Below are 20,916 nucleotides of genomic sequence, written 5' to 3'. Positions count from 1 at the left end.
GATACGTATCGGATTGCTGTCTATCTCTTCCGCAGGGTCCGTGGCGGATAGCGAAGAGTGCTCGTGCTGTGGTCTTCCGTCCCGGGAATGGCCGGCAGAACTGCCCGTGGTTCCTGGGGAACCGTCGTCGATGCGCCCTGCTCTCTCGACTCGTATCGACAGCCGCGCGCTGCTGGTTCCGTTAGAGCGCGTCGCGCACGTGCTCGGCGGCCGTCTCGACGTCCGCGCGGTCGACGTCCCAGTGGGTGCAGAACCGGGCGACGTGGGTGTCGAACTGCGTGCCGCGGACGCCCGCGTCCTCGCAGGCGTCGAGGAACTCGTCGGCGGTCAGGCCTGCGTCCTCGGTGTTCACGAGGACGATGTTCGTCTCCGGCGGCTGGACGTCCAGCCCCTCGACGCCCGCGAGTTCCTCCGCGAGCGTCGCGGCGTTGTCGTGGTCGTCGGCGAGGCGGTCGACGTTGTCGAGCGCGAGCAGACCGGGCGCGGCGACCATGCCGACCTGGCGCATCCCGCCGCCGAACAGCTTCCGGGTGCGGCGCGCGCGCTCGACGAACTCCTCGCTGCCGGCGAGCATCGAGCCGACCGGCGCGCCGAGTCCCTTCGAGAGGCAGAACATCACGGAGTCGACCTGCTCGGTCATCCGGGAAACGGGGACGTCGCGAGCGACGGCGGCGTTGCAGACGCGCGCGCCGTCGAGGTGGACCGGAACGCCGAGGTCGTGGGCCGCGTCGGCGGCGGCGTCGATCTGCTCCGGCGCGATGGCGACGCCGCCCCGGCTGTTGTGCGTGTTCTCCAGCGTCAGGATGCCCGTCCCGGGACGGTGGACGTCCTCCTCGACGTACCCGGCTCGCACCTGCTCGGGCGTGGGGATGCCGCGCTCGCCGCCGTCGAGCGTGCGAACCTGGAGTTCGGAGTGCTGGGCGAAGCCGCCGAGTTCGTACTTGAAGACGTGGCTCTTGCGCTCGACGAGCGCCTCCTGGCCGCGCTCGGTGTGGACGCGTGCGGCGATCTGGTTGCCCATCGTCCCGGTCGGCACGTAGAGAGCGTCCTCCATGCCGACGAGGTCGGCCGCTCGCGCCTCCAGTTCGTTCACCGACGGGTCCTCGCCGTACACGTCGTCGCCGACGTCGGCGTCGCGCGCCGCCTCGCGCATCTCGTCGCTCGGTGTCGTCACCGTGTCGCTCCGGAGATCTATCATGACACGTGCTTTCGCGCGACTCGTCAAATAACCGTTGGACAGCGGCGAATCGGATGTGGCGAAGGGAGCGGAAGCGACCGCCGTCGACGGGAGTCGTTGGTCCGGCGGCCGGTCCCCGAGCGGCACATCGAAAGCGGTTTTCGTCGGCTGGCAAAACCTGCCGTCATGGACGACCGCGTACGAGAGCACGCCGAGACCATCGTGGACTACTCGCTGGACATCGACGCAGGCGACGAAGTCGTCGTTCGCGCACCGTCGGTCGCCGACGACCTGGCGGTCGCGGTCAGCGAACTGCTGGGCGAACGCGGCGCCTACCCCGTCGTCATGTCCGGGCGCGAGGACGAGAAACAGGCCGCCTTCCTCGCCGCGGCCGACCCGGACGAACTCGAGACGCCGGAGCACGAGCAGGCGCTGTTCGAGGCAGCCGACGCCGCCCTCCACGTCCGCGCCCACGCGAATGCCTCCGAGATGAGCGACGTCGACGCCGAGACGCACGCCGCCTACAACCAGGCCTACCAGCCCATCCAGGAGGAGATCCTCTCGAAGCGGTGGCTGCTCACCCAGCACCCCTCGCCCGGGAGCGCACAGCTCGCGGAGATGAGTTCGCGGTCGTACGCCGACTTCGTCTACGGCGCGATGAACAAGGACTGGGAGGCCCAGCGCGAGCACCAGGAAGGGATGGTGGAGATTCTGGACTCCGCGGAGGCGGTCCGCATCGTCTCCGGCGACACGACCGACCTCCGCATGAGCGTCGAGGGGATGAAGACGATCAACGACCACGGCAAGAACAACCTGCCCGCCGGCGAGGTGTTCACCGCGCCCGTCCCCGACTCCGTCGAGGGCGAGGTGCTCTTCGACAAGCCGCTCGTCCACCAGGGCCGCGTCGTCGAGGACGTGCACCTGGTGTTCGAGGACGGCGAGGTGGTCGAACACGGTGCCGCGAAGAACGAGGAGGTCCTGACGGGCGTGCTGAACACCGACGACGGTGCACGGCGCATCGGCGAACTCGGCATCGGGATGAACCGCGACATCGACCGGTTCACCTACAACATGCTGTTCGACGAGAAGATGGGCGACACCGTCCACCTCGCCATCGGGCGGGCCTACGACATCTGCGTGCCCGACGACCGCGACCCGAACGACAGCGCGGTCCACGTGGACATGATCGTCGACATGAGCGAGGACTCCTACATCGAGGTCGACGGGGAAGTCGTCCAGCGCGACGGCACGTTCCGCTTCGAGGACGGCTTCGAGGGCTGACCGCCGGTTCGCGGACGCTCCACCCGACGCGGGTCCAGCGCTCGCCGACGCCGATGGCGTCCACGTCCGGGGCTGTGACGCTGTCCGGGAATTCGTTCGAATCTGTCCAGTCTGCGATTAATTCCGTAGTATAAAAGATAACACGCGTTACGGCGGTCCTTTTTATAATGCTTGTGGCCCAGGTGATTTAAGTGGAAGTAATCGCATAGCCCCACCCGTGTCGAAGGTAGCCTGTACCCAGTGTGGTCGCAACATCGCGCTTCACGAGCTGGAAACGAAGACCGTAGCGCAGTCTGGCGGGTTCTCGACGAACTACCGTTGCCCGTTCTGCCGGAGCGACATCGACGACGTCGCGGAGCAGCTGTAGGCCGCGCCGGGTCGTCGCTCCCACCCGACTCACACCCCAGCGGTGGCCGTCGGTCTCTCTCCCGCTCCCACCGTCGAGGGTGGCGCTCCCCCGTCGCTGACGGAACCGCAGGACGCAGCGGGCGTCTTCGGAAGCAGGGGCGCACGCCTTGCAGGGGCAGGGAACGTCGTCATACCGTCTGGTAGCGTTGGCTAGCGTATGCATTCCACTCAGCCAGCACTGCTGTCCGGTTCCGTTCGAGCGAACGCGGTGACGACGTCCGGAGACGAGCGGCGATGACGGCCCACCGTCCCGAGGGGTTCGACTCGACGGATCACGAGGCGCGGGAGGTCGCCAGCGTCGCCGCGACCGACGACGAGACGTTCCTCTCGTTGATACCGCACTACTACCGCGGCGAGGTCTCTCAGAGCGGCAACCTCCTGTCCCGCCTCGATCTGGCCATCGACTGGGCCATCGTCGTCGTCACGGCCGTCCTCGCGCTCGCATTCCAGGGTAGCGACGCCACCGCGTACCTGCTGCTCATCGGCATCGTCGCCGTGTCGCTGTTCCTGCTGTTCGACGTGCGTCGGTACCGTACCTTCGACGCGAGTCGCGCCCGCGTCCGTCTCCTCGAGGAGAACCTGTTCGCCAACTCGCTCGACCCCGAGGGCGTGCCCTTCGAAGACTGGCGGAGCGAACTCGGCGACGACCTCCGCAGGCCGACGGTCAAGGTGTCGTACCTGGAAGCGCTCGCGCGCCGCCTCCGCCAGGTCTACTTCCCGCTCTACCTCCTGCTCGGGGCCGCGTGGGCGTTCCGGATCACGATATACACACCGGGCGAGACGTGGCGACAGACCGCGACGGTCCCGGGCCTCCCGGCCGAACTCGTCGTGGTCGCTGTCGCGGCCTTCTTCGCCGCCGTCACTGCGTTCACCTACTGGCCGCGCCAGCGGCAGGCCCGCGGCGAGTTCCACGGCGAGCAGTCGGGGGACTGGAAGCGGTAGCCCGTCTCTCGACGCCGGCGGTTCAGGAGACGACGAGGACGGCGTCGTCCGTCTGGAGGAGGTCGCCCTCGCCGTCGTACTGGCGCTCCCTGTGCGCCTCGAACAGCTCGCCGTCGAGGCGTTCGCCGGCGACGTGGAGCGTGCCGTCTTCGATCTCGAAGTCGCCGCGTTCGAGCGCCGCGTCGATGTCGCCGACCTTCGAACCGTACTCGGGACCGACTTTCGAGTAGTCGAGGTCGACGCCGACGACGCGCGTCTCCGTCTCCGGCGGCTCGTCGAGCCGGTCGAACTCCCGGACGTGCATCGCGGAGGCGATGGCGTCCTCGAACCCGTCGACGGGACCGTACGCGGCGACGCGGTCGAGGTCGGCGTTCAGCGGGAGGCCCCGGTCGGCCTTGTACCGGCGGAGCGCGCCGACGACCGCCATCGCCGTCTCGCCGGCATCGCGGTCGGCCTCGTAGCCGGCGGGCTCGGGCCACGACTGCTCGTGGACGCTCGCGTCGTCGTACAGCAGGTCCCACAGCTCCTCGGTGATGTGGGGGAGGAACGGTGCGAACAGCTTCAGGAACTGCTCCTGGGCGGCGCGTAGCGTGAAGGTGGTCGAGTCCGAGTCGCGCTGCTTGGCGATCTCGAGGTAGTCGTCGCAGAACGTGTGCCAGAAGAAGGTTCGGAGCCGGTCGCGGGCCTTCGAGAACTCGTAGCGCTCCATGTGGCCGGTGACCTCCGCGATGGCGTCGTCGAGTTCGGCGAGCAGCCACTCGTCGATGGCGTCGAGCTCCGCCGGCTCCGGTGGGTCGGGGTCGGTGAGCGAGTCGACCAGCTTCGCGGCGTTCCACATCTTCTGGAGGAGCTTCTCGCCGGTGACGAGGTCGTTCTCCTTGAACGGGAAGTCGTCGCCGATGGCGGTCCCCGCTGCCCAGTAGCGCGTGGCGTCGACGGGGAACTCCGCGAGGACCTCCGCGGGCGTGACGACGTTGCCCTTCGACTTCGACATCGCCTCGCGGTTCTCGTCGAGGACCATCCCGTTGAGCATGACCGCGTCGAACGGCACCTCGCCCGTGTGCTCGTAGCACTTGACGACGGTGTGGAACAGCCAGAAGCTGATGATGTCGTGGCCCTGGGGCCGGAGGTCCATCGGATAGAGCTGGGGTCGCTCCATCGTCAGCGAGTCCGTCTCGGCGTCGTAGTCCCAGCCGGCGTTGATGAGCGGCGTCAGCGACGACGTCGCCCACGTGTCGAAGACGTCCTCCTCGGGTTCGAACTCGTCGTGGCCGCACTCCGGACAGGCGTCGACCGGCGGGTCGTCCGAGAGTGGGTCGACGGGGAGGGCTTCCTTCTCCGCCATGACCGGCTCGCCGCAGTCCGCGCAGTACCAGACCGGGAACGGGATGCCGGAGTCGCGCTGGCGGGAGATACACCAGTCCCACTCCAGCCCCTCGACCCAGTGGCGGTAGCGGGTGAACATCTTCTCGGGGTACCAGTCCATCCGGCGGCCGGCCTCCAGGTACTCGTCGGTCCGGTCGAGCAGCTTCACGTACCACTGGTCGGTGACGAGGTACTCGACGTCGGTCTCGCAGCGCTCGTGGACCTGGACGGTGTGGGTTATCTCGCGACGGTCCTCGACGTACCCCGCGTCGTCGAGGCCGTCGACGATGGCCTCGCGGGCCTCGTGGGTGGACAGCCCGGCGTACTCGCCGGCGACGTCTGTCATCGTCCCGGACTCGTCGATGGCGACCCGGAGCGGCAGGTCGTACGCCTGGTACCACTCGATGTCGGTCTGGTCGCCGAACGTGCAGGACATGACCACGCCCGTCCCCGTCTCCCGGTCCACGCGCTCGTCGGCCATGATGGGGACCTCGTGGTCGAACAGCGGAACGCGCGCCGTCTCGCCGACGAGGTCGGCGTTCTCTTCGTCGTCCGGGTGGACGAACATCGCGACGCAGGCGGGCAGCAGTTCGGGCCGCGTGGTCGAGATGGTGACGTCCCCGCCGTCGACGAGCGGAAACCGGATGTCGGTGTAGTGGGCGTCGCGGTCGGCGTCCTCGGTCTCGACCTGCGAGATGGCGGTCTCACAGTCCGGACACCAGATGGTGGGCGCGTTCTGGCGGTACTCTCGCCCCTGCTCGTACAGTTCGATGAACGACAGCTGGGAGGCCCGCTGGACGTCGGGTTCGATGGTCTGGTACGTGTTGTTCCAGTCGACGGAGATGGCCAGCGACTGGACGTCTTCGGTGAACTCCTCCTCGTACTCGTCGCAGACCTCCAGGGTCATCTCCTGGAACTCGCTGCGCTCGTACTCCTGGTGGCGGACGCCCAGCTCACGCTCGGTGAGCCGCTCGGAGGCGATGCCGTTGTCGTCGAACCCGAGGGGGAAGTAGACGTCGCCGTCGGCCATCCGGTGGAACCGCGCGACGAAGTCCTGCAGCGTGAACTGGTAGAGGTGGCCGATGTGGAGGTTACCGGACACGGTCGGCGGCGGCGTGTCGATGGTGAAGAGGGTGTCGGGGTCCTCGGTGCCGCCGTACGCGTAGGTGTCCGCTTCGACCCAGTGCTCCTGCCACTTCGGTTCGACGGCGTCCGCCTCGTACTCGCCCTCGAATCGTTCGGTTCTCCGTTCCTGGTCCGGTGGTTGCGTGTTGCTCATTCTCCGTCGATAGCTGGTGGGTTGACTGTAACTCGATTCCCCGGTCGTCGGAAACGCAGCGAGAATAGTGCCCCTAGAAGGGGGCTACAGGTACGGCGAAGGGGGACGCCATCGGGAGTCGGTCGGTGCGGCGAACTGGCGTCATCGTACGTGGAACGCCACTGGTCAACCTATTAAGAATTTCGAACGGTCGACGACGTTCTCGACGGCCGCCTGTCGCGGTGTTCGCCGTCGTCGCCCCAGAGCGCGTCGTCAGCGGCCTCACCGCGGGGGCGCTCAAGGAGTGAACCGCCCCCTCTTCGTCGGTAGGAAACGGGCACAATGGGTGGAATGTGCTGCTACGATGAGTTGGATGCAAACCACGTAGCACACGTCTTTGGTGAGATTATCACGACTACATTGGAGATAACTAACCCATCTTCTTTTTGTTTGTTGAAATAATAGATAGAATATGGATAGAGGATTTGGCATGGTCCCTTTCCTCCTAGTTAGTATCACCCTCGTTGTTCTCGTTTTCGTCGGTATCAACGCCTTTAGCATCACTATGCCTGGTCTCTCAGCATCGGATCCACTCTATCGTGGCGAGAAGATGTTCACCAGAGGTCTGGTGGCGGCGATTATACTATTGCTCGCAACACCCACCATCCTCTCTTTCACGAACAACAGATGATTGGCCAAATCTGGAGGTATGGGGGTTATATTGTTGGATTTATCTTGCTGGCCTGGATTCTTAATCGTGTGTTCACCGTTCTACGTCCTCTACGTCCTGAGAGTGGATTCGGTAGTGGTCTCTGGGTTTTTCCCTCGATTTGGTTTCGGAGGCTCTGTCTTTACTCTCTCCTGGCGTGGCTGGAGCAGGACTCATCCTGCTCGCATGGCTGGTCTCCTCAGTGTTTTACGACCCTTGGTCGTAATACTCAACAATATTGAACAACACATTCTCGTGCCATAGTATAAATCGATTCGCTCCTCGCGTCCGCTCGTCGCAGAATCGACGGGCACGATGGGATTCGAACCACGGTCGTTCCGCTTCGCTTCACTCCCTGATTCGAATCCCTTCGCGGTCAGCTATTCGTTGCTCACGTCCGTTCGCAACAGAACAGCTGGCACGATGGGATTCGAACCACCTGAACTTCGGTCGTTTCACTCCCTCGTTCCGTAGTTCGAATCCATCGAGGACGTTCACCACGCCTCACTGCCGTTCGGCGGGTTCACGGGCACGATGGGATTCGAACCGGAGCAAGACGTTCCGGGATGCTCACTGCGTTGCGCTTCCGGGCGTGCGACTTGCAGGGTTCGAATCCCCCTTTCGCACCGGTTCGCTCGTCGCTACGCTCCTCGCTGCACGGGCACGATGGGATTCGAACCCACGACCGTCGGATTAGAAGTCCGACGCTCTATCCAGACTGAGCTACGTGCCCTCGTGGCGTCCTTGACCGTGATTCGTCATAAGGAATGGGATTCCTGTTATCCGTCGAATCGGTACAGCGAGGTCACGTACGGCAGGCGGTTGAACATCCAGAGGGCGACGGGCAGCCCGACGATGGTCACCGCGAGGAGCGCGGCGAGGTTCGCCCAGAGCCAGCTCAGCCACCAGCCGACGAGGACGAAATACACCGCCCGGACGAGCAACGAGCGCTGACCGGTCGCCGCGTCGGGGTCCAGCCGACTGCGAGGTTCCTTCAGCGTGAGTACGGTCGGTACGAGGTTGATGAGCTTGATGCCCAGCGGCAACAGGAGTATCGTCGCGTTCAGCGCCCACGCGACGTTGACGACGACGGGCGTCGCCCACCAGCCGACGACGAGGAACCAGAGCGCCCGGACCAGCAGCGAACGTTGGGTCATGTCGTCTAGGGCGTGCCGACGGGACGAAAACCCTCCGCTACTGCCGGCGCTGCTTCGCGGGTCGCCGCCACCCATAGCACAGCCCTTAAGCACGGTTCGCGTGAACTGACGTACGATGCAAGTCATCGGGACCGTCGGTTTGCCGGGGAGCGGCAAAGGGGAGGCCGCGAACGTCGCCGCGGAGCACGACATCCCCGTCGTCACGATGGGCGACGTCATCCGGGAGGAGTGTCGCGAACGCGGCCTCGACCCGGCGAAACACCACGGCGAGATCGCCCAGGCCCTCCGCGACGAGGAGGGACTCGACGCGATCGCCGCGCGGTCGCTCCCCCGCATCGAGGCCGCGCTGTCGGAGACCGACACCGTGCTCGTCGACGGCATCCGCTCCGGCGTGGAGGTCGAGTGCTTCGAGGAGGCGTTCGGTGAGGACTTCACGCTCGTCAGCATCGAGGCTCCGTTCGAGCTCCGTGCCGAACGCCTCGGCGAGCGCGGCCGCGACTCCAGCGACGCCGACGTCGAGCGCCTCCGCGAGCGCGACGAGCGCGAACTCGGGTTCGGCCTCGACCGTGCGATGGAGAAGGCCGACGCGACCATCGAGAACGCCGGGTCGCTCGAATCGTTCCGCGAACAGGTCCGGGCGCTGTTCGAGAACGGCGTCGACGGCCTGGAACGCGTCCAGACGGCCGAGCAACCATGATATACAGCATCGACGTCCAGATCACCGCACCGGTTCGGGACACCGAGATCGCCGACCGCGTCGCCGACGCCATCACGAACGTCTTCCCCGACGCCGACGTCGAGGAGGGACACGGCGAACTCGTCGCCGAGGCGCACGCCGTCGAGCACTTCTCGGAACTGCTCCACCGCCAGGAGATCCTCGACACCGCCCGCGGGGAGTTCTTCGGCGACCGCCGCGGCAACACCATCTCGTTCTCGCTGAAGAAGCAGGCCGCCTTCCAGGAGGTCGTCAACTTCGCGGTCGGCAACCCCGACGAACTCGGCGACATCCACGTCCGCATCCGCGTGACCGAACCGAGCGTCGAGGAGTTCGTCGACTACGTCGCCCCGCCGACCGAGGAGGGCAAGCCGATCACCGACGACGAGCGCTGACCCCGACTGCGGGCGACGTCGCCGAGTCTCGAGCGCTCCGGCTCACACCACCACCTGCACGGTACCGAAGAGGACGAGCACGCCCAGCACGTCGCAGACGTTGGTCACGACCGGGATGACGACGTCGTCCGGGTCGAGTTCGAACCGGTATGCCGCGTACGTCGCGACCAGCGTCACCGCGATGGCGACGAACCCCAGTACGACGCCGCTGGCGAGCGCGACGAGCACGACCGTCGAGAACGGGAGCACTGTGCCGACGGTCAGCGACGTGAGCGCCCACGCGCCGGCACCGACGACCGGGAAGACGGTCAGCGACAGCGCGACGGTCGCGACGGCGTTGCCCGCGAGCAGTTCGTCGCCGCGCTCGAACGACAGGATGCCGAGGTGGAACGCCGTCGAGAGTCGCGCCGCGAGCACGCTCCCGAGGTTGCCCGCGGTGCCGATGGTGACCGGGACGAGCGCGAGCAACGAGGGGTACCGCAGCAGTTCGGCCTCGAACGACCCGAGGACGAGACCGCTTCCGATCTCGACGACCGTGAGCGCGAGCAGGACGGGGAGCATCGCCCGCGTGATGTCGCGGACGGTCCAGGGCGTCGGCATTCAGCCGCCCCCGAGCGTCAGTACGATGCGGACCGCGAGCAGCAGGAAAGCGATACCGAACACGTCGCCCGTCGTCGTCACCACCGGCCCGACCAGGGTGTCCGGATTCTGGCCGCGCCGGTACCCGACGAACACCACGACGACCACCGCGATGGACAGTGCGACGCCCGACATGATTCCGGCAAGCAGCGCGATCGCGATCAGCGTCGGGAGCGGTGCGACCGCTCCCGGTAGCGTCCGGAGGACGAGGTAGGCGACCGTCGCCGCGAAGAGGCTGGCGAGGAGGCCGTTGGCGATGGCGGCGGCGATGGCCGCCCGCACGCGCTCGTCGGTCACGCCGACTCGGGGTTCGACCAGCCCCTGGTGGAGGCCCGAGGCGAGTCGCGCGCCGAGCGACCCGTAGACGTTCCCGCGCGTGGCTAGCAGGGCGGGAACCAGGACCAGCAGCCCCGGCACCGCCCGCAGTTCCGCGCGCATCCCGCCGAGGACGACGCCCGCGAACAGGCCGCCGACGACGCTCGCGGCCAGTGCGGGCAGCGCCTCGCGGTACGCCTCGACGGCGACGTCACGGACCGACATCTACCGTGGTGGTTACGTGCGTGGGACAAAAAAGCCGCGTGTGGGTGGTTCGCAGGCGGGGTCGTCCGCGAAGCCAGCGTCGGTGGTTCGCAGGCCAGCTATCCGAACGGTCCCATGCCGCCCATGCCGCCGCCACCGCCGCCACCGCCCTGCATCTTCTTCATCATCCGCTCCATGTCGCCGCCCTGGCCCATGCCCTGGAACTGCTTGAGCGTCTGGGCCATCATCTTGTGCTGTTCGAGCAGTTCGCGCACCCGCTCCTCGCTCGTGCCGCTGCCGCGGGCGATGCGCTCGACCTGGCTCGCGCCGATGGCGCGCGGATTCTCCAGTTCGGCTTCCGTCATCGAGTCCATGATGACCTCGAACGAGCGCATCCGGTCTTTCGTGACGTCCATCGCGTCGTCCGGTAGCTCGTCCATCATCCCGCCGCCCATGCCGGGAATCATGTCCATCACCTGGTCGAGCGGCCCCATCTTGTTCATCGCGTTCATCTGGTGGCGCATGTCCTTCAGGGTGAACGACCCCTGCAGCATGTCCTCGGGGTCCCAGTCCTCCTCCTCGCCCTGGGTCTCCTCCATCGCGCGCTCGACGCGCTCGGTCAGCTGCTTCAGATCGCCCATCCCCAGCAGCCGGGAGATGAAGCCGTTCGGCTCGAAGCGCTCGACGTCCTGGACCGTCTCGCCACTCCCGAGGAAGGCGATGGACGAGTCCGTCTCGTTGACGGCGGTGAGCGCGCCGCCACCTTTCGCCGTCCCGTCGAGCTTCGTGATGACCACGCCGTCGATGCCGATGGACTCGTCGAACTGCTGGGCCTGGTCTTTCGCGCCTTGCCCGATGGCGGCGTCGAGCACGAGCAGGTTCCGGTCGGGGTCGACGGCGCGCTCTATCTCCTCGATCTCGTCGATGAGGTCGTCCTCGAGCGCGTGGCGACCCGCGGTGTCGACGATGTGCACGTCGGCCTCGCTGGTCTCCGCCAGTCCCTTCCGGGCGATGTCGACGGGGTCGTCGTTGTCCGGGTCGCCGTAGAACTCCACCTCGGCCCTGCTGGCCATCTCCTTGGCCTGGTCGTACGCGCCCGGCCGGAAGGTGTCGGTCTGGACGACCGCGGGGCGAAGCCCCTTCTTCGAGAACCACCACGCCATCTTGGCGGCGGTGGTCGTCTTCCCGGACCCCTGGAGACCGGCGAGCAGGATGGTCTGGCTCTCCAGCGGTAGTTCGGTCGATTCGCCCACGAGGTCGACCAGTTCCTCGTAGACGATGCTCAGGACGTGGTCGCGGGCCGTCGTCCCGCCCGGCGGTTCCTCCTCCAGCGCTCGCTCCTCGATGGAGTCGGAGAGGTCCATCACCAGGCTGACGTCGACGTCGGCCTGGAGCAGCGACCGCTGGATCTCCTTGACGATCTCCTCGACGTCCTCCTCGCTGACGCGCGACTTGCCGCTCAGCTTGTCGAGCGACCCGCGAAGAGAACTGCCGAGATTGTCGAGTACCATCGTTGTCCGTTCTTGGCTCCGTACTCGTTTAAACCCTTTTCCAGTCGACGTCGCCACTGCCGGTCGAAATCGAGGTGAGCGAGCGCCGCGAACGAGGGTTGCACGACGAGAAAGGTCGTCGGCGCGAGCGGTCGCCCGCCGTCACTCCTCGTCGCCGACCAGCCGTCCGACGAGGCGCTCGGGGTCGAACCGCTCGATGTCGTCGTACCCCTGGCCGGTGCCGAGGAAGAGGATGGGCTTGCCCGTGACGTGCGCGATGGAGATGGCGGCGCCGCCCTGCGAGTCGGCGTCGGCCTTCGTCAGGACGGCCCCGTCGATCTCGGCGGCGTCGTTGAACTCCCGGGCGCGCTGGACGGCGTCCTGGCCGGCGACCGCCTCGTCGACGAACAGGGTCATGTCCGGCCCGACGACGCGCTCGATCTTCCCCAGCTGGTCCATCAGGTCCTCGCTGGTGTGCAGCCGGCCCGCCGTGTCGCCGAGCACCACGTCGACGTCGTTGGCCTCCGCGTACTCGACGGCGTCGTAGATGACCGCCGCGGGGTCGCCGCCCTGCTCGTGGCTGATGAGCTTGCGGTCGAGGTTGTCGGCGTGCTCGCGGATCTGCTCGTTGGCCCCTGCGCGGTAGGTGTCGCCGTTGGCCATCACCGAGGAGTAGCCGCGCTCTTCGAGGTACTGCGAGAGCTTCGCGATGGTCGTCGTCTTCCCGACGCCGTTGATGCCGGTGAAGATGATGACCAGCGGCTTGTCGGCCGCCGCGACCCGCTGGTCGAAGTCGAACTGGCCGACGCTGATGACCGACAGCAGCGAGTCGTGCAGCGCCTCCTCGACGACGTCCGCCGTGTCGGCGCTGAACGACCGCGTCGCTCCGACGAGGTCCTCGCGGATGCCCTCGAGAATCTCGTCGGCGACGCTCATCTCGACGTCGCTCTCCAGCAGCGCCATCTCCAGTTCCCAGAGCGGGTCCTCGAGGTCCTGCTCCTCGATGACGATCTCGCCGCGGACGAACGACTTCGCCTTGCTCGTGAAGCCGTTGTTGTTCGACGTCCCGGCGTCGTCCTCGTCTTCGACGGGTTCCGGTTCGGCGGGTTCCGGTTCGCTCTCGGCCGTCCCGGACGCCCCCACGTCGACAGTCTCGGCGTCGGCTGCCTCGTCGGCGGCCTCCTCGGCCGCCTCGTCGGCGGCCTCCTCGGCCTTCTCCTCGGTCGTCTCCTCGACGTCCTCCCGGAACCCGCTGATCTTGTCCTTCAGACTGTCGAACATCGGCGATTACTCGCTGTCGTCTTCCTGCTGCTGCATCTGCTGCATCTGCTGTTGCATCTGCTGTTGCTGCATCTGGCGCGCTTCCTGCTCCAGTTCGCTGCTCTCCTCCTCGACGTCGCTGATCTCGGACTGGAGCTCGTCGATGCGCTCGTCGACGGCGTCCTTGCGGGTCTCCATCGACTCGACGGCACCCTGCTGGTCGCGTTCGGCCGCGTAGCCCCCGCCCAGTTCGACGACGACCTCGTCGATGTCCTGCACTTCCGCGCGGACGTACGCGCCGCCGCCGAGCGGCACCTGCACGACCGACCCGGTGTCGAGCGTCTCGATGGCCTCGATGGCGTCGTCCATGTCGCTCTTCTCGGCCTTCAGCTCCTCGACCTCCTCTTCGAGCTGCTGTTTCTGCTCCTCGAGCTCCTGGAGTTCCTGCTGGAGCTGCTGCATCTGCTGGTTGCCGCCACCCATCATCGTCCCTCGACCTCCTCGATCTCGACCTGGGTGCGCTTGAGGCCGTGCTTGCTGCCGAAGTCGGCGAACGTGCGCTCCTCGGCGACGTTCTCGTTCTCCGCCTCGACGTCCTTCTCGAACTGCTCCCAGCCGTCTCGGCCCTGGAAGCTTCCGCGAACAGTAAACGTGCTCATGGAGTGACGTCCGTGAGCGAGCGGGAAGAATCTTCCTAACTCGCTTCCCGCGACGGCGACGCAGCCTTCGAACCGGAGCCTGACCGCCGCCGCGTCGCGGCCGGTCGTACGCGCTCACATCGGCTGCCGTTGGTCGGTCGTGATCTCCTCCTCCAGTCGCCCGCTGCTCTGGATGATGTTGAACGCGGTCATCAGGTCGGTCCGTGAGATGATGCCCGCCAGGTCGCCGTTCGCGTCGACGACCGGCATCCGGCCGATGTCGTTCTGCTGGAGGCGTTCGAAGGCGTCCATCGCCGCGCTGTCGGCGGGGATGGTCGTCACCTCGTCCGACATCACGTCCTCGACGCGGTAGGCGTCGCGCTCGACGGTCGGCACCTCGCGCGCGTCGTCGAGGGTCACGATGCCGACGAGGGCGCCGTCCTCGACCACCGGGTAGCCCGTGTGGCGCTCCTTGAGCATCCGGTCGAGCAGGTCGGCGACTGAGTCGTCGCGCTCTACCGTCTTCAGGTCCGCAGCGGACGTCATCACGTCCCGGACCTGGACGTCGCGGAACGTCGCCGCGAGCACCGTCTGCTGGGCCTCGCTGGTCGCGCCGATGTAGATGAAGAAGGCGATGCCGATGAGGATGATGTTGAACTGGAGCAGCCCGAAGAGGCCGAGCAGCAGCGCGAACAGCTTGCCGACCTCCGCCGCGGTCTGGGTGGCCTGTGCGAACGGGCGGGTGCGCGCCAGCAGCGCCCGCAGGACCCGGCCGCCGTCCATCGGGAACCCGGGCAGGAGGTTGAACGCCGCCAGCACGATGTTCATCAGCGCGAGATAGCCCACGACGAACCGCACCGCCTCCATGCCCGCCGGGACGACGTACAGCGCGGCGAACGACAGCACGCCGAGGGCGATGCTGACCGCCGGCCCGGCGATGGCGATGAGGAACTCCTCGAGCCAGTCCTCCGGCTGGTCGGACAGGCTCGCGATGCCGCCGAAGATCCAGAGCGTGATGGAGTCGATGGGGAAGCCGAAGCGCATCGCCACGAGCGAGTGCCCGAGCTCGTGGAGGACGACGCCGACGAACAGGCCCACGGCCGCCACCGCGCCGAGGACCCACGGCATCGACCCCTGCGTGAGCGGGCCGACCGTCAGCCCGACGCCCCACAGGTCGTTGAGGATGGTCACCCACTCGCCGACCTGGCTGCCGATGATCCACGCGAACACCGGGAGGATGAGCAGAAACGTCAGATCGAGTTTTATCGGGATGCCGAACGCGCTCCCGATCTTGAAGCTTCTCATGGGGGTACGTAGCGGCGGCACGACCTTAAACCTCGGCGCGCGAAAAGGTCGCCTTCGTCACGCTCCCTCTCCTGTCGGTTTCGTTCTGAAAGTTCACGACCCGGTGCCAGCCCATTGCCTGTGAGACGAGACTCACAGCAAGTCGCTGACGTCGCTCAGTCACGCCGTGAGCGATGGCCTGTGAGACGAGACTCACAGTAAGTCGCTGACGTCGCTCATCGTCTCCCCCAGTTCGTCGCGCTTCCGGACGGTCGCATCGCCGGCCGGCGAGAGCACGCCCTCGACCGCCTCCGGCGCGCCGTCGAGCGGGTCGTGGGTCTCGACGAACGTCGCCAGCGCGAACTCCGTCTCGGAGGCACCGGTCAGCGCCTTCGCGTCCGAGCGCGAGAGGTCGGCCGCGAGCCAGTCCCGAACCACGTCGTGCGCCGTCGGCCCGAGCGGCGAGACGCCGTCGACGCCGAGCAGGTGGAGCGTCTTCGCCGCCGTGACGGCCGCGACCCCGGCGTCCCGGCCGGCGTCGCCGACCGACGCGCCCGCGGTGAACGACTCGAGCACCGTCGCAGCGGCCGCGGCGTCGCAGGGCAGGTCGCCTTCGAACGGTTGCAGTCGCTCCCGGAGGCTGCGAGCCGTGTCGTCCACGGTCGCAACGCCGCGGTCGCGCTGGCTGGTCGTCACCTCCAGCCCCGCCGCGATGTCGGACAGCGCCATATCGGTGATTTCACCCGGACTACCTTTAACGTTACATATTGGTATCGCGAATGATAACCCGCTGCCGTCTCCAACGTACCGGTAACCGGTACGTTAGTCGGCGTCGAGAGCGGTCATCATCGGCGTTCCGGCGCTCGTTTAAATACCATATCGGGAGAAGTTCCGACTGTGATGAGCCAGACACATTCGACAGCCGAGACGTGCCCCGAATGCCGCGGTCAGTTGCGGACGCGCGACGCCGAGACCGTCTGCACCGAGTGCGGCCTCGTCGTCGCGGAGGACCGAATCGACCGCGGCCCTGAATGGCGGTCGTTCGACGGCGACGACGCCGACCGCAAGCGCACCGGCGCGCCGCTCACGCGCTCGCGCCACGACCGCGGCCTGACGACCGAGATCGGGTACGGCAAGCGCAGCACCCGCCTGACCGGCCGCAAGCGTCGCCGCGTGGCTCGAATGCGCCGCCAGCACGACCGCGCGCGCATCTCCTCGAAGGCCGAACGGAACCGCGTCTACGCCTTCACCGAGATACGGCGCCTCGTCGGCGCGCTCCAGTTGCCGGAGAACGTCCGCGACCGGGCGTGCGTGCTGTTCGAGTCCGCCCAGTCGGAGGACCTGCTCCGCGGGCGTTCGCTCGAGGGGTTCGCCGCCGCGACCGTGTACGCGACCTGCCGGACCGCCGCCGTCTCGCGCACGCTCGCGGAGGTGGTCGAGCGCTCCCGTGCCGACCGTGACGAACTGAAGGCCGCCTACGACGCGCTGAACCGCGACCTCGGGCTGCCGACCGGTCCCATCGACCCCCGCGAGTACCTCCCGCGGTTCGCCAGCGAACTCGACCTCCCCGTCGCGGCCGAGCGACGTGCGCGCGAACTCGTCGGCGAGGCGGAGGACCGGAACGTCGTCGCCGGTCGCAACCCCGGCGGCGTGGCGGCGGCGTGTCTCTACGCGGCCGCCCGCGAGCGCAACCACGACCTCACGCAGCGCGAGGCGGCCGACGTCGCCGACGTCACGCCCGTGACCCTGCGCTCGACCTACTACGACCTGCAGGACTGAACCGTCCGCGCGAGCTCTCCGAACCGTTCTGCCGCCGTGCTCTCCGGCGCGAGCGACGCGACCGGCCGTCCGCTCCGCTGGGCCCGCGCCACCGTCCCCGACTCCGGTACCGGGACGACCGGCGCACCGAGCGTCCGTCGAACGCTGGCCGTCGGCGGGTCGTCGCCGACGCGGTTGAGTCCGACGCACGCCAGTCCCGCGTCGAAGCGACGCGCGAGCGCTCGCGTCCGGACCGCGTCGGCCAGCGCGAACCGGCGCGGCGTCGTCACGAGGACGCACGCGTCCGCCGCGACGAGGGAGAGCCCCACGTCCGCCGCCAGCCCCGCCGGACAGTCGACCACGACGCGTTCGTGCTCGGCGGCCACCGCGGCCAGCGTCGACTCGAACTCGGTGAGGTCGCAGGCGCGTGCGCCGGCGAGCGTCCGGCCGCAAGGGAGCAGCGCGACCGGTCCCACCTGCTGCACGGCCTCGACCGGTTCGGCGCGCCCGGCGAGCACGTCGTGGAGGTCCGGGCCGCGACCCGCGGGAAGGTCCGCCATCGCGAGGTCGGCGTCAACGACGACGGCGTCGAGTTCGGCGCCGAGGTTCAGCGCCATCGTCGACTTCCCGACGCCGCCTTTCCCGCCCGCGACCGCGACGATCACGCCAGCCTCCGGTACGCGTCGATCGGAACCTCGGCGTCGGCCCGCTCGCGCAGGTCGGCGGCGCGCGCTTCGAACGCGCGGAGCGCGGCGCGGTCGTCGCCGGTTTCGGCGAGCAGCGTCTCGGTCGCCGTCAGTCCCCCTTCGCCCGCGACCGCCTCGGTCGCGGCCGCAAGCGATTCCGCGTCTGCCAGCGCCTCGCGGCGCTCGACCCGCTCCTCGACCGCGTCGAGCCACGCGGCGACCGGGTCCGGCAGGTCGTCGTCCTCAGCGACTTCCGCGTCGAAGGCTTCGGCCGCCGTCGGGTCGTCCTCTCCCGTCTCCGGAACGCTCTCGTCGTCCAGGCGTCCGGCGTCGTCCACACGTCCGGCGTCGTTCTCGTCCGCGGCTGGTAGGGCCGGACCGTCGTCCGGCCCTGTCCGCCCGCCGTCGTGGTCGCCCACCTCGTCGTCCTCCCTCGAACCTCCTCCCGACGGTTCGTCTGTCGGCAGCGGCACCGCGTCGCCGGGCGGTCGCGGGTCGTCGAGCGTGCGAATCGCACCGCGTGCGGTGGGTTCAGTGTCGATGGCGACGTCCTCCGGGTCGAGTCCGGCACCGCCCGGCATGTCGCTGCTCGCCCGGTCCTCCGGTGGCGTTCCGGCGCGCTCGGTCCAGACGACCTCGACGGGCGGACCGTCGCTGTCTCCGGGGCTCGCGTACCCGAGCGAGCGGCGGTCGCCGCCGTCGACGACGCCCTCGAACCCGCCGTCGTCCCAGCCAGCCTCGGGCACGCCGTCGGTCCGCGGCGGCCAGACCGGGCCGTCGAGTCGGTTGCCGATCCGCACCCGGATCGCCGTCTCGCCCGGGTTTGCGACGACCAGTTCGACGAGCGTCACGGTCCCGTGCGGTCCGCTCCTGGACTCCGCGGACCAGCGAAGCGTCACCATGTCCGGGCGTGGTCCCGGCTTCCTTCTTAAACGTGGAGTACGGGCACGTCGAGACGGTCGGCGGCCGCGGTCGCCGACGCGAAGCGGTCCACCGCGAGCACGAGCGGCGCGTCGACGTCTGCCACGCGAGCGACCGCCAGCGCCGCCGTCGCGTCGTCGCCCTCGAACTCGCCCGGCCGCGTCCCGGCGCTCCCCTCGCCGGGGACGGCCGCCACCGCGTCGCGGAACTCGGCGTGGACCTGCCGCGCGAGGTGGTCGCGCGCTGCGCGTTCGAGGTTCGCCTTCCGGTCCCGGAGGCGCAGTCGCTCCTCCCTGCGGTCGTGTGCCGTCTCGGCGCGGTCGCGCGCCCGTTCGAGCGCCTGCTCGGCTGCGATGCGCTCGGTCTCCGCCTCCGAGAGCTGCCGGGTCGCCGTCGCCAGTTCCGCCTCCGCGTCGGCGGGGTCCGTCCCCGTCTCGCGGAGCGCCTGTACACGCCCCCGTAACGCCGCGACGCGCTCGCGTAGCTCCGTCTCGTCCCCCTCTGCCTCCGCGACGCGCCGCCGGGCCTCCTGCAGCGATACGTCCGGCACGTCGACGGCTGCGATGCGATTCGCCGTCGCCGCTATCTCGTCGTCCTGGGGTGCGGACAGGCCGCGCGACCGGGCCGCTGCCGCCAGCGCGGCCCGCACCGAGACGGTCGCGTTCGGCGTGACGACGCCCACCCGGTCGTGGACCGGGCCCGGGTCCGGACAGCGGACGGTGAGGTCTACGCCGCCTGCCCCCTCCTCCCGCACCGCTGCGGCGACGGCGGACGGGGACAGGCCGCGGTCGGTCAGGTCTACGGCCCGGCCGTCGTACTGCACGCCCGCGAGCTGCACCTTCATAGCTCGACGTCGCGCATCTCGTCGGGGGACGGGTGGTCGGTTCCCGCTGCGAACCTCGCGTACGGCGTGCTAGCCTGTTCGCGGTTCTCGTAGGCCTTCGCGGCTTCCCTGACCGACTCCGGGACGTCGCGGAACTCGTTGAACGGCACCGTGCGCTCTATCTGGACGTCGTCGTGCTTCGCGCGGAGGCGCAGCGCGAGGAACGCCCCGAACTCGGTCGACTCCAGCAGCGCCGCGCGACCGAGACGCCGGACGACGTGCTCCCCGTGGGCGTTGCAGACGTTCCGCAGCGTCTGCCGTGCGGACTGGGAGTAGGTGATGACCAGCAGCACGCCGTTAGTTCTTCGCGTACAGAATTTAAAATTAACTCAGCGGGTGCGGACGTTCCACTCGCCGTCGTCGAACTCGGCGACCGCGTCGAACAGCGACGTGAGCGTGTTGATGGTCTGGTCGTCGTGGGCGTCGGGGTCGAGGTGGAAGTGGGCGGTGACGCCGGCGGTGTTGAACCGCCCCGTGAGCACGTGGAGGAACTTGTACACCGTCTGGACGTCGGCGTACTGTAGCAGTGAGGTGAGGGAGTGGAAGCAGGCGACGGTCCTGTTGTCGTTGTCCTGCCACTGCTGGAGGACCTCGCTGATCTGGATCCCGAGGCCGGTCAGGTCCCCGGGATTCGAGAGCGTCTCGATGACGGCGTTGGCGGACGTCCCCGTGGTGGTGGTACCGGCCGCGGACCGGAGGGTGTCGCCGACGCTGATGAACCGCAGGTTCGCCGGATGGTCGCCGACGTGTCCCTGCCAGTCCTGGATGCAGCTGTCGGGCGAGCGGGTGAACGTGACCCAGAGGACGTTCTCGCGCTCGGGGTCGTCCTGCGCGAGGAGGTCGAGACACGTCTCGTCGGTCGCTGACTGCATCGGTGGCGACAGCAGCAGTATCGACGAGTCGTCGAGGTCCGCGACGTCGGTCATCGGCGGTCGTCCTCGATGAGTCCGCGTTCGCTCGCCGCGTGTACCGTCCCGGGCCATCCCGTGGATGTCATCGGCCTTCCACCATTATTATTGACACCATAACCTGGGGACGGTTCGGGGGCGTCGGTCCCGTCATTGGTACGGTTACGCACTGTTCTCTGTTCCCTCTTTTTCGGCACCAAGTTTATTTATTTTTCCATGTCGGCCGTACTGACAGATTTCACACACTCTCGATTTCGAACTCGAGGTCGTCGGCGTCGAGCAGCTCGCGGACGCGGCGCCGTGCACCGTCCTCGCTCTCGGCGACGACGACGACGCCGTCGGCGGCCTCGTCGCCGTTCGCGCGGTAGGCCGAGAGGTCGCCGTCGCTCTCGAACTCGGTCGCGTATGTGCGCAGCACCGCCAGCACGCGCTCTTCGGTCTCGGCCAGTCCCGCCTCGCCCGACTCGAAGTCTGCGAGCGCGTCCTCGACGTTCCGAAGCGCGGAGATGCGGTCCATCTGCTT

22 protein-coding genes and 1 tRNA gene are annotated in these 20,916 nt (G+C 68.0%); 5 read left to right on the top strand and 18 right to left on the bottom strand.

Going from position 1 to position 20,916, the window contains the following annotated elements; all coding sequences use genetic code 11:
• Window positions 1–181: 181 nt before the first annotated feature.
• On the bottom strand, window positions 182–1,198 hold the full coding sequence (locus NKT36_RS08345; RefSeq protein ID WP_327050586.1) for a threonine aldolase family protein: 1,017 nt from the start codon (window positions 1,196–1,198) through the stop codon (window positions 182–184).
• Window positions 1,199–1,363: 165 nt separating this feature from the next.
• Between NKT36_RS08345 and NKT36_RS08340 the strand changes: the two genes are divergently transcribed.
• Window positions 1,364–2,458 carry an aminopeptidase gene (locus NKT36_RS08340; RefSeq protein ID WP_327050585.1) on the top strand — a complete coding sequence of 365 codons (1,095 nt, stop codon included), beginning with the start codon at window positions 1,364–1,366 and terminating at the stop codon, window positions 2,456–2,458.
• Between the two features lie 642 nt (window positions 2,459–3,100).
• Window positions 3,101–3,808: a DUF2270 domain-containing protein gene (locus tag NKT36_RS08335; protein WP_327050584.1), complete on the top strand. Its 708-nt coding sequence runs from the start codon at window positions 3,101–3,103 to the stop codon at window positions 3,806–3,808.
• Window positions 3,809–3,830: 22 nt separating this feature from the next.
• Here NKT36_RS08335 and NKT36_RS08330 read toward each other — a convergent pair whose 3' ends face one another.
• From NKT36_RS08330 to NKT36_RS08320, 3 genes are all read right to left on the bottom strand, one after another.
• On the bottom strand, window positions 3,831–6,452 hold the full coding sequence (locus tag NKT36_RS08330; RefSeq protein WP_327050583.1) for a valine--tRNA ligase: 2,622 nt from the start codon (window positions 6,450–6,452) through the stop codon (window positions 3,831–3,833).
• 1,346 nt (window positions 6,453–7,798) lie between these two features.
• A tRNA-Arg gene (locus NKT36_RS08325) sits at window positions 7,799–7,873 on the bottom strand.
• A 46-nt stretch (window positions 7,874–7,919) separates the two neighbouring features.
• Entirely contained in the window at window positions 7,920–8,297 is a 378-nt protein-coding gene (locus tag NKT36_RS08320) for a YccF domain-containing protein (protein ID WP_327050582.1), read from the bottom strand.
• A 115-nt stretch (window positions 8,298–8,412) separates the two neighbouring features.
• Here NKT36_RS08320 and NKT36_RS08315 point away from each other — a divergent pair, with 115 nt between their 5' ends.
• Window positions 8,413–8,994 carry an AAA family ATPase gene (locus NKT36_RS08315; RefSeq protein WP_327050581.1) on the top strand — a complete coding sequence of 194 codons (582 nt, stop codon included), beginning with the start codon at window positions 8,413–8,415 and terminating at the stop codon, window positions 8,992–8,994.
• A complete protein-coding gene (locus NKT36_RS08310) occupies window positions 8,991–9,407 on the top strand; it encodes an RNA-binding domain-containing protein (protein ID WP_327050580.1) in 417 nt (138 codons plus the stop codon). Before NKT36_RS08315 ends, NKT36_RS08310 begins: the two co-directional genes overlap by 4 nt.
• A gap of 42 nt (window positions 9,408–9,449) precedes the next feature.
• Here the strand turns inward: NKT36_RS08310 and NKT36_RS08305 are convergent, their stop codons facing one another.
• The 8 genes from NKT36_RS08305 to NKT36_RS08270 form a co-directional block, all read right to left on the bottom strand.
• Window positions 9,450–10,007 (bottom strand): magnesium transporter, encoded by a 558-nt coding sequence (locus NKT36_RS08305; protein WP_327050579.1) that lies wholly within the window; start codon window positions 10,005–10,007, stop codon window positions 9,450–9,452.
• A complete protein-coding gene (locus tag NKT36_RS08300; RefSeq protein ID WP_327050578.1) occupies window positions 10,008–10,586 on the bottom strand; it encodes a magnesium transporter in 579 nt (192 codons plus the stop codon). It lies immediately after the preceding gene.
• 98 nt (window positions 10,587–10,684) lie between these two features.
• The gene (locus NKT36_RS08295; RefSeq protein ID WP_327050577.1) at window positions 10,685–12,076 is read right to left on the bottom strand and encodes a signal recognition particle protein Srp54; all 1,392 of its coding nucleotides are present in this window, start codon (window positions 12,074–12,076) and stop codon (window positions 10,685–10,687) included.
• 141 nt (window positions 12,077–12,217) lie between these two features.
• Window positions 12,218–13,336, bottom strand: coding sequence for a signal recognition particle-docking protein FtsY (gene ftsY / locus NKT36_RS08290; protein WP_327050576.1), 1,119 nt, complete (start codon window positions 13,334–13,336; stop codon window positions 12,218–12,220).
• Window positions 13,337–13,342: 6 nt separating this feature from the next.
• Entirely contained in the window at window positions 13,343–13,798 is a 456-nt protein-coding gene (gene pfdA, locus NKT36_RS08285; RefSeq protein WP_407652213.1) for a prefoldin subunit alpha, read from the bottom strand.
• Window positions 13,798–13,974, bottom strand: a complete 177-nt coding sequence (rpl18a, locus tag NKT36_RS08280; protein WP_327050574.1) for a 50S ribosomal protein L18Ae — start codon at window positions 13,972–13,974, stop codon at window positions 13,798–13,800. The genes pfdA and rpl18a overlap by 1 nt, the downstream gene beginning before the upstream one ends.
• Window positions 13,975–14,088: 114 nt before the next feature.
• Entirely contained in the window at window positions 14,089–15,258 is a 1,170-nt protein-coding gene (locus tag NKT36_RS08275) for a CBS domain-containing protein (RefSeq protein WP_327050573.1), read from the bottom strand.
• 192 nt (window positions 15,259–15,450) lie between these two features.
• The gene (locus NKT36_RS08270) at window positions 15,451–15,966 is read right to left on the bottom strand and encodes a DUF7858 family protein (RefSeq protein WP_327050572.1); all 516 of its coding nucleotides are present in this window, start codon (window positions 15,964–15,966) and stop codon (window positions 15,451–15,453) included.
• Window positions 15,967–16,137: 171 nt separating this feature from the next.
• On the opposite strand from NKT36_RS08270, the gene NKT36_RS08265 reads away from it, so the two are divergent.
• Window positions 16,138–17,016, top strand: coding sequence for a transcription initiation factor IIB (locus tag NKT36_RS08265; protein ID WP_327050571.1), 879 nt, complete (start codon window positions 16,138–16,140; stop codon window positions 17,014–17,016).
• Here the strand turns inward: NKT36_RS08265 and NKT36_RS08260 are convergent.
• The 6 genes from NKT36_RS08260 to NKT36_RS08235 form a co-directional block, all read right to left on the bottom strand.
• Window positions 16,998–17,660 carry a MinD/ParA family ATP-binding protein gene (locus NKT36_RS08260; protein WP_327050570.1) on the bottom strand — a complete coding sequence of 221 codons (663 nt, stop codon included), beginning with the start codon at window positions 17,658–17,660 and terminating at the stop codon, window positions 16,998–17,000. The two genes, NKT36_RS08265 and NKT36_RS08260, sit on opposite strands and share 19 nt — an antisense overlap.
• Window positions 17,657–18,583, bottom strand: coding sequence for a DUF7857 domain-containing protein (locus tag NKT36_RS08255; protein ID WP_327050569.1), 927 nt, complete (start codon window positions 18,581–18,583; stop codon window positions 17,657–17,659). The genes NKT36_RS08260 and NKT36_RS08255 overlap by 4 nt, the downstream gene beginning before the upstream one ends.
• 26 nt (window positions 18,584–18,609) lie before the next feature.
• Window positions 18,610–19,446, bottom strand: a complete 837-nt coding sequence (locus NKT36_RS08250; RefSeq protein WP_327050568.1) for a DUF7856 family protein — start codon at window positions 19,444–19,446, stop codon at window positions 18,610–18,612.
• Window positions 19,443–19,778 carry a DUF7855 family protein gene (locus NKT36_RS08245; RefSeq protein ID WP_327050567.1) on the bottom strand — a complete coding sequence of 112 codons (336 nt, stop codon included), beginning with the start codon at window positions 19,776–19,778 and terminating at the stop codon, window positions 19,443–19,445. The genes NKT36_RS08250 and NKT36_RS08245 overlap by 4 nt, the downstream gene beginning before the upstream one ends.
• Window positions 19,779–19,814: 36 nt before the next feature.
• Entirely contained in the window at window positions 19,815–20,411 is a 597-nt protein-coding gene (locus tag NKT36_RS08240; protein ID WP_327050566.1) for a DUF7504 family protein, read from the bottom strand.
• A 220-nt stretch (window positions 20,412–20,631) separates the two neighbouring features.
• Window positions 20,632–20,910, bottom strand: a complete 279-nt coding sequence (locus NKT36_RS08235; RefSeq protein ID WP_327050565.1) for a DUF7854 family protein — start codon at window positions 20,908–20,910, stop codon at window positions 20,632–20,634.
• Window positions 20,911–20,916 lie beyond the last annotated feature (6 nt).

The sequence above is a fragment of the Halomicrococcus gelatinilyticus genome (genome assembly GCA_024227995.1).
Lineage (GTDB): Archaea > Halobacteriota > Halobacteria > Halobacteriales > Haladaptataceae > Halomicrococcus > Halomicrococcus gelatinilyticus.
Note: the sequence above shows the minus strand (reverse complement) of the source record. Positions and strands in the feature narration are given on the sequence as shown.

What these genes read in the sequence shown, in the direction of transcription:
- NKT36_RS08345 (WP_327050586.1), bottom strand. Translation starts at nt 1,198, where the DNA reads ATGATAGATCTCCGGAGCGACACGGTGACGACACCGAGCGACGAGATG.
- NKT36_RS08340 (WP_327050585.1), top strand. Translation starts at nt 1,364, where the DNA reads ATGGACGACCGCGTACGAGAGCACGCCGAGACCATCGTGGACTACTCG.
- NKT36_RS08335 (WP_327050584.1), top strand. Translation starts at nt 3,101, where the DNA reads ATGACGGCCCACCGTCCCGAGGGGTTCGACTCGACGGATCACGAGGCG.
- NKT36_RS08330 (WP_327050583.1), bottom strand. Translation starts at nt 6,452, where the DNA reads ATGAGCAACACGCAACCACCGGACCAGGAACGGAGAACCGAACGATTC.
- NKT36_RS08320 (WP_327050582.1), bottom strand. Translation starts at nt 8,297, where the DNA reads ATGACCCAACGTTCGCTGCTGGTCCGGGCGCTCTGGTTCCTCGTCGTC.
- NKT36_RS08315 (WP_327050581.1), top strand. Translation starts at nt 8,413, where the DNA reads ATGCAAGTCATCGGGACCGTCGGTTTGCCGGGGAGCGGCAAAGGGGAG.
- NKT36_RS08310 (WP_327050580.1), top strand. Translation starts at nt 8,991, where the DNA reads ATGATATACAGCATCGACGTCCAGATCACCGCACCGGTTCGGGACACC.
- NKT36_RS08305 (WP_327050579.1), bottom strand. Translation starts at nt 10,007, where the DNA reads ATGCCGACGCCCTGGACCGTCCGCGACATCACGCGGGCGATGCTCCCC.
- NKT36_RS08300 (WP_327050578.1), bottom strand. Translation starts at nt 10,586, where the DNA reads ATGTCGGTCCGTGACGTCGCCGTCGAGGCGTACCGCGAGGCGCTGCCC.
- NKT36_RS08295 (WP_327050577.1), bottom strand. Translation starts at nt 12,076, where the DNA reads ATGGTACTCGACAATCTCGGCAGTTCTCTTCGCGGGTCGCTCGACAAG.
- ftsY (WP_327050576.1), bottom strand. Translation starts at nt 13,336, where the DNA reads ATGTTCGACAGTCTGAAGGACAAGATCAGCGGGTTCCGGGAGGACGTC.
- pfdA (WP_407652213.1), bottom strand. Translation starts at nt 13,798, where the DNA reads ATGGGTGGCGGCAACCAGCAGATGCAGCAGCTCCAGCAGGAACTCCAG.
- rpl18a (WP_327050574.1), bottom strand. Translation starts at nt 13,974, where the DNA reads ATGAGCACGTTTACTGTTCGCGGAAGCTTCCAGGGCCGAGACGGCTGG.
- NKT36_RS08275 (WP_327050573.1), bottom strand. Translation starts at nt 15,258, where the DNA reads ATGAGAAGCTTCAAGATCGGGAGCGCGTTCGGCATCCCGATAAAACTC.
- NKT36_RS08270 (WP_327050572.1), bottom strand. Translation starts at nt 15,966, where the DNA reads ATGGCGCTGTCCGACATCGCGGCGGGGCTGGAGGTGACGACCAGCCAG.
- NKT36_RS08265 (WP_327050571.1), top strand. Translation starts at nt 16,138, where the DNA reads ATGAGCCAGACACATTCGACAGCCGAGACGTGCCCCGAATGCCGCGGT.
- NKT36_RS08255 (WP_327050569.1), bottom strand. Translation starts at nt 18,583, where the DNA reads ATGGTGACGCTTCGCTGGTCCGCGGAGTCCAGGAGCGGACCGCACGGG.
- NKT36_RS08250 (WP_327050568.1), bottom strand. Translation starts at nt 19,446, where the DNA reads ATGAAGGTGCAGCTCGCGGGCGTGCAGTACGACGGCCGGGCCGTAGAC.
- NKT36_RS08240 (WP_327050566.1), bottom strand. Translation starts at nt 20,411, where the DNA reads ATGACCGACGTCGCGGACCTCGACGACTCGTCGATACTGCTGCTGTCG.
- NKT36_RS08235 (WP_327050565.1), bottom strand. Translation starts at nt 20,910, where the DNA reads ATGGACCGCATCTCCGCGCTTCGGAACGTCGAGGACGCGCTCGCAGAC.